Origin of the sequence: Vibrio variabilis (assembly GCF_003263785.1) — a bacterium.
Lineage (GTDB): Bacteria > Pseudomonadota > Gammaproteobacteria > Enterobacterales > Vibrionaceae > Vibrio > Vibrio variabilis.
The window spans coordinates 1-6377 of record NZ_JYJK01000064.1 but is presented as its reverse complement, the minus strand read 5'-3'; the positions used below and the strand labels follow the sequence as shown (position 1 = coordinate 6377).

General features: G+C 47.1%; 4 protein-coding genes, 1 tRNA gene and 2 pseudogenes. 6 read left to right on the top strand and 1 reads right to left on the bottom strand.

Annotation, left to right across the window (positions count from 1 at the left end; genetic code table 11):
- Nucleotides 1-77 precede the first annotated feature (77 nt).
- Nucleotides 78-162, top strand: a tRNA-Leu gene (locus tag TZ48_RS09485).
- Nucleotides 163-386: 224 nt separating this feature from the next.
- Entirely contained in the window at nt 387-1400 is a 1014-nt protein-coding gene (locus tag TZ48_RS09480) for a lactonase family protein (RefSeq protein WP_112478971.1), read from the top strand.
- A gap of 4 nt (nt 1401-1404) precedes the next feature.
- Here TZ48_RS09480 and TZ48_RS09475 read toward each other — a convergent pair whose 3' ends face one another.
- Nucleotides 1405-2559, bottom strand: a complete 1155-nt coding sequence (locus TZ48_RS09475) for a 2-octaprenyl-3-methyl-6-methoxy-1,4-benzoquinol hydroxylase (RefSeq protein ID WP_112478970.1) — start codon at nt 2557-2559, stop codon at nt 1405-1407.
- A gap of 264 nt (nt 2560-2823) precedes the next feature.
- Here TZ48_RS09475 and miaB point away from each other — a divergent pair.
- The 4 genes and pseudogenes from miaB to TZ48_RS09455 all read left to right on the top strand — a co-directional run.
- Nucleotides 2824-4247, top strand: a pseudogene (gene miaB, locus TZ48_RS09470) (tRNA (N6-isopentenyl adenosine(37)-C2)-methylthiotransferase MiaB).
- A gap of 117 nt (nt 4248-4364) precedes the next feature.
- Nucleotides 4365-5459 (top strand): PhoH family protein, encoded by a 1095-nt coding sequence (locus tag TZ48_RS09465; protein WP_112478972.1) that lies wholly within the window; start codon nt 4365-4367, stop codon nt 5457-5459.
- A pseudogene (gene ybeY, locus TZ48_RS09460) lies at nt 5459-5922 on the top strand (rRNA maturation RNase YbeY). The gene TZ48_RS09465 and the pseudogene ybeY overlap by 1 nt, the downstream one beginning before the upstream one ends.
- A 65-nt stretch (nt 5923-5987) precedes the next feature.
- Nucleotides 5988-6377, top strand: a 390-nt coding sequence (locus TZ48_RS09455) for a CBS domain-containing protein (RefSeq protein ID WP_162674527.1), incomplete at its 3' end; no start/stop codon positions are given.

Genomic DNA, 6377 nt, shown 5'->3' with positions numbered 1-6377 from the left:
AATATTGTAAGTTATACTTACCAGACAACGTTGAGATTGAGTTTTACCAATTACTCTCTTAACCATAAAGATTTGTTGCGGAAGTGGCGGAATTGGTAGACGCACCAGATTTAGGTTCTGGCGCCGCAAGGTGTGAGAGTTCAAGTCTCTCCTTCCGCACCATCATTAAAAAGGCTCGTCATTTGACGAGCCTTTTTTCTTTCTGTGCATTTACTCGTGATACTCTTTATTACAGTGAGTGAAGACTCAATACCCTGCTACAAGTAACTAACTCGTATTATCTTTCGCAACACTCATCACAGATTTTCCCATTGCCTCTATCCAAATTGCACCATCACGCAGATCCTTGTTCCATATGGTTATTTATTGAAGTGGTTCGCAGCGATATGCAGTCTAATGTCTATATTGGTCAATATTCACAAAAAGGCCATCTTGGATTTTCTCAAGTCAAATTCGAAGCAAACGGTGTCGCTAGTTCTCCCTCCGTCAAAACTGATATCGTTAACCCCTCATACCTCACCCATTCTCAACATGGCCTTTATGTGCTCTCTGAGGTTTTCCAAGCGGAAGGAGCTGCTTTATATTTTCTAGCACACGACGTGCAATATACTCAAAAGATTGATCTTGATGGGGATGCGCCCTGTCATATTGCGATTTCCGGGGCTGGCGACAGAATCGCCGTTGCCCATTACGGCACTGGAGATTTTGAATTGTTTGCTTTGGGGTCAGAAGGAAAAATAGGACAACGGATAGCCAAGCTATCCAACTATGGCCAAGGCCCTCATGCTACTCGCCAATTATCACCTCATGGCCATCAAGTGATGTTTATTCCTAACACTACCCAATTGGTCACGGTCGATCTAGGTATCGATTTGCTTACCTTCTACCACTATGAAGGCAAACAAGTTCAACAGTCCCAGCGTTTGGAGTTACCACCAGGAAGCGGACCAAGACATGCCAGCTTTACCCAAGATGGTCTATTTGGTTTTGTCTTGTGTGAACTAGACGAGTCTCTGACGGTGATTACCCTAGCAGAACAACAGTGGCAAGTAGTCACCACTATCGCCGCATTTCCAGAGCACGTGTGCCACGAAGCAGCAGCGGCCATTAAACTCTCAGCTGATGAACGCTATATGTACTTAACCAGTCGTGGGGAATCTGTGATAAGTTGGTTTGATGTGAGTGAGCCTAAACGCCCTGTGTATCAAGGCTATGTAGAAACGGGTGGGGCATTTCCACGAGATATCACTATCACGCCAGATGGCAAATGGTTGCTCGCGGCCAATCAGCATTCAAATAACGTTTCCATATTTGAACTCGATCCTCAAACAGGTAAGCCAAATTGGCATTCAGACTTACCTGATGTTATTGCTCCGACATGCCTAGTAGTTAGTGATTAGTCCATTACTTTAGGCCAATAGCGTATTTCAACACCTGTTGTTTGATTGACCCAGAGTGCTCCGCCAACTTAAGCATGGCGTTACGTGCAAACATCAAAGGCGGCAGCGTATTGCTAAAGCCCTTGTAGAACACATCCATGCCAGTTTGCATCAGTAGGTTATCTGGGCGGCGTAAACGCTCGTATTGAACCAGCGCCTGTTGTGTCACCCCTTTAGACTCAAAACACTCGAGCAGCGCTTCGACATCTTTAAAGCCTAGATTGACCCCTTGTCCCGCTAGAGGATTAATCGTGTGTGCTGCGTCACCAACGATGACACAGCCCTGATTGTGGTAGCTTTGAGCATGACGGCGGGTCAGTGGAAATGAACCGTGTTGTAGTATTTTCACTTTTCCGAGCTCAGTCGGAAAGTAAGTAGCGATCTCCGCCTCTAACTGTGCAGGGTTCATATTTTTCAACTGTCGAATACGCTTAGGAGCGTCATACCAAACCAGCGAGCCTTGATTACCACACAGAGGCAAAAACGAACGAGGGCCGCTTGGTGTAAACCACTGCCACGTAATATCTTGTTGCGGCAGCTCAGTTTCAACATTGATCAGCATGCATTCTTGACGATAATCCCAAGCGGTAATACCAATGCCCGCCGATTGTCTCACTCTCGAGTTAGCGCCATCGGCGCCTACCACCAGATGAGCCTTAAGCACCCTACCCGATTCGAGCGTGATGCTGGAGTCATTTGGAGCAAGCTCTAAGCTTTCAACACCATCACCTTCAATGACTTTTAAGTTATCAAAACGTGCGAATTGAGCCCAAAGGCCTAACTGAATCATGCGATTCTCAACGATATAGCCCAACTGCGGTAGCGCAAGTTCGCCGGCATTGAATCGGATTCGACAATTGTCTGCCTCCCAGGTTTCAAGCCTCGCATATGGACAGACTCGAGTGTCTTGAATCGCGCCCCAGGCGTCTAAAGAGTGCAGAAGATCGACAGAACGATGTGAAATAGCAGACACCCGTAAGTCCATAGACTGGGCTGGTTCAAATGGCTTCGGCGTGAACTTCTCAATAACGGCAACTGAACGCCCCTGCTTTGCAAGACCGAGAGCAAGCGCCGCTCCTACCATCCCACCGCCAACGACGACTATTTCATACTGTTCCATAGTGCTAATACTGTCTTAAAATCAATGTGTTCTCATTGTACGTAGCGACTTGCTAAAGCGCGAGTTTTTTCCCGTCAAAATCCTTGCTTTTGTGAGGCTAATTTCGACGTGCACCAATTGAAATATAAGCTCTCAAAGAGATTTTCCCCTACCCCTAGTCAGGCGGTTTTTAAAGCAGTACAATACGCCGCTTACCGCCGAGATGGTGGCTATAATTTGAACAATAGTTCAGCATAAGATTTACATAACTGACGAGCGATAGTGATGAGTAAGAAACTGCTAATTAAAACCTGGGGTTGCCAGATGAACGAATACGATTCATCAAAAATGGCCGATCTGCTTAATGCTGCAAATGGCTACGAGCTAACTGAAGTGCCAGAGGAAGCAGACGTACTACTGTTGAACACTTGTTCGATCCGTGAAAAAGCGCAAGAGAAAGTTTTCCACCAACTTGGTCGTTGGAAAACACTGAAAGATAAGAAAGAAGGCGTTGTGATCGGCGTTGGTGGTTGCGTAGCGACTCAAGAAGGTGACCACATCCGCGAGCGAGCACCATACGTAGACGTGATTTTTGGCCCGCAAACTCTGCACCGCCTACCTGAAATGATCAAACAGTCACAGAACGACGAAGTTCCGGTTATGGATATCTCGTTCCCAGAGATCGAGAAGTTCGACCGTCTGCCTGAGCCTCGTGCTGAAGGTGCAACAGCGTTCGTTTCTATTATGGAAGGCTGCTCAAAATACTGCACTTACTGCGTTGTACCATACACGCGTGGTGAGGAAGTTAGCCGTCCAATGGATGACGTTCTATTCGAAATCGCTCAGCTTGCAGAGCAAGGCGTACGTGAAGTGAACCTTCTAGCCAAAATGTTAACGCGTACCGTGGCCCAATGCACGATGGCGACATCTGTTCATTCGCGGAACTGCTGCGCCTAGTCGCGTCAATTGATGGTATTGACCGTATTCGATTCACCACTAGCCACCCGCTAGAATTTACCGATGACATCATCGCTGTATACGAAGACACGCCTGAGCTTGTAAGCTTCCTGCACCTTCCTGTACAAAGTGGTTCAGACCGCATCCTAACGATGATGAAGCGTCCTCATACAGCAATTGAGTACAAGTCTATTATTCGTAAGCTACGTAAAGCGCGTCCTGATATTCAAATCAGCTCTGACTTTATCGTTGGCTTCCCTGGTGAGACAGACAAAGACTTCCAAGACACCATGAAGCTAATCAAAGATGTCGATTTCGATATGAGCTTCAGCTTTATCTTCTCACCACGTCCAGGTACGCCGGCGGCAGATTACCCATGTGATCTTCCAGAGCAAACCAAGAAAGACCGCTTGTACGAGCTACAGCAAACGGTTAACACGCAAGCGATGCGCTACTCTCGTCTTATGCTAGACACTGAGCAACGCGTCCTTGTTGAAGGCCCATCGAAGAAAAACCTGATGGAACTGCGTGCACGTACTGAAAACAACCGTGTCGTAAACTTCGAAGGTGGCGCAGAACTAATCGGCCAATTTGTTGATGTGAAAATTACTGATGTGTTTGCGAACTCTCTACGTGGTGAGATCGTAAGAACAGAAAAAGACATGGATCTTCGCTCTGTGATTTCACCAACTCAAATGATGGCGAAAACCAAACGCGAAGACGAGCTAGGTGTGGCTACCTTTACGCCTTAACGCCTATACCCAAACCACTCCATTGTGCTATTTTGGAGTGACATGGGAAGAAATGTGGAGTCCGGTCAAAATCGGGCTCCGTTCATCGCCCTCAAAGGGGCAAAATGCGAGGCAACATTGAGTAATCAAATCGTAACTCTAGAAATCAATCTAGAACCTTCAGACAACCGCCGTCTGTCCAGCTTGTGCGGTCCTTTCGATGACAACATCAAACACTTAGAACGCCGTTTAGGTGTTGAAATTAACCACAGAAGTAATTACTTCACCATTGTTGGTAAGCCACACACCAGTGCTGCTGCACTCGACATTCTCAAATCACTTTACGTTGATACAGCGCCAGTACGTGGTCAATTTCCTGACATCGAACCAGAGCAGATCCACCTAGCGGTAAAAGAATCTGGTGTACTAGAGCAAAATACCGAATCAGAAATTGCTCACGGTAAAGAAGTCTTTGTTAAGACCAAAAAAGGCATCATCAAACCACGTACACCAAACCAAGCACAATACTTGGTGAACATGGTCACTCATGACATCAGCTTTGGCATTGGCCCTGCGGGTACAGGTAAAACATACCTTGCCGTTGCCGCCGCTGTCGATGCGTTAGAGCGCCAAGAGATCCGCCGTATTCTATTGACCCGACCTGCGGTTGAGGCCGGCGAGAAGCTGGGTTTCCTACCGGGTGACCTTAGTCAAAAAGTCGACCCATATTTGCGACCACTTTATGATGCCCTGTTCGAAATGCTTGGCTTTGAGCGTGTTGAAAAGCTGATTGAGCGAAACGTTATTGAAGTTGCACCGCTTGCTTACATGCGCGGTCGTACTCTTAACGATGCGTTTATTATTCTCGATGAAAGCCAGAACACAACGGTTGAACAGATGAAGATGTTCTTGACCCGCATTGGCTTCAACTCACGCGCAGTTATCACTGGAGACGTGACTCAGATTGACTTGCCACGCGGCGCTAAATCTGGTCTTCGCCATGCTATCGAAGTGCTTAACGAGGTGGACGAAATCAGCTTTAACTTCTTCCAATCAGACGACGTAGTGCGCCACCCTGTTGTCGCTCGTATCGTCAACGCCTACGAAAAGTGGGAAGCGGAAGATGCGAAAGCTCGCAAAGAGATCGAGCGTAAACGTCGTGAAGAGCGAGAAGCTGCCCAAGCGCTGCTCGACAAAGCTGCGGCGACAAGCACACCTTCGGAAAGTAAATAATGAGCATTGAACTGGATTTACAACTTGCTGTCGAATCAGAACAAGGCCTGCCAAGCGCTGATGAATTTCAGCGCTGGCTAGATAAGACGATTGTCCCGTTTCAAAAAGAAGCGGAGCTGACCATCCGCATCGTTGACGAGCAAGAGAGCCACCAACTCAACCACGAGTATCGTGGTAAAGACAAGCCCACTAACGTGCTTTCATTTCCATTCGAAGCCCCTCCAGGCGTAGAGATGAACCTCCTTGCGATATGATTATCTGCCGCCAAGTGGTCGAAAAAGAGGCGATTGAGCAGTCAAAGCCCTTGAACGCACACTGGGCACATATGGTTGTACATGGCAGTCTTCATCTGCTAGGTTATGATCATATTGAAGATGAAGAAGCCGAAGAAATGGAAGCTTTGGAAACTGAAATTATGCTTGAAATGGGCTTTGAAGACCCATATCTTGCAGAAAAGGAGTAGAGGCTAATCTCGCCCCTGCACATGTGCGCTATCACACATCTGATAGCATTCTGAATTGAGAAGTCATGAACGAAGAGTCTTCTCCCTCTCAGCCAGAGGGAAACAGTAAAAAATCTGAAGGTCCGAGTAGGAAGTCCTTCTTTGAGCGCCTAGGTCAAATTTTTCAAGGCGAACCAAAAGATCGCCAAGAGCTAGTGGATGTTATCCGCGACTCTGAAGAAAACGACCTAATTGACCACGACACCCGCGACATGCTTGAAGGTGTAATGGAAATTTCTGAAATGCGAGTACGCGACATTATGTTGCCACGTTCGCAAATGGTCACTATCGAACGTTCTGATGACCTCGATAAATTGATCGCACTAATGACCGATGCACAGCACTCTCGCTACCCAGTCATCAGTGAAGATAAAGACCATGTAGAAGGCATACTCTTAGCTAAGGACCTCCTCCGT

Excerpts from the sequence above, each read along its gene's own strand:
- TZ48_RS09475 (WP_112478970.1), bottom strand. The coding sequence starts at position 2,559 with ATGGAACAGTATGAAATAGTCGTCGTTGGCGGTGGGATGGTAGGAGCG.
- TZ48_RS09480 (WP_112478971.1), top strand. The coding sequence starts at position 387 with ATGCAGTCTAATGTCTATATTGGTCAATATTCACAAAAAGGCCATCTT.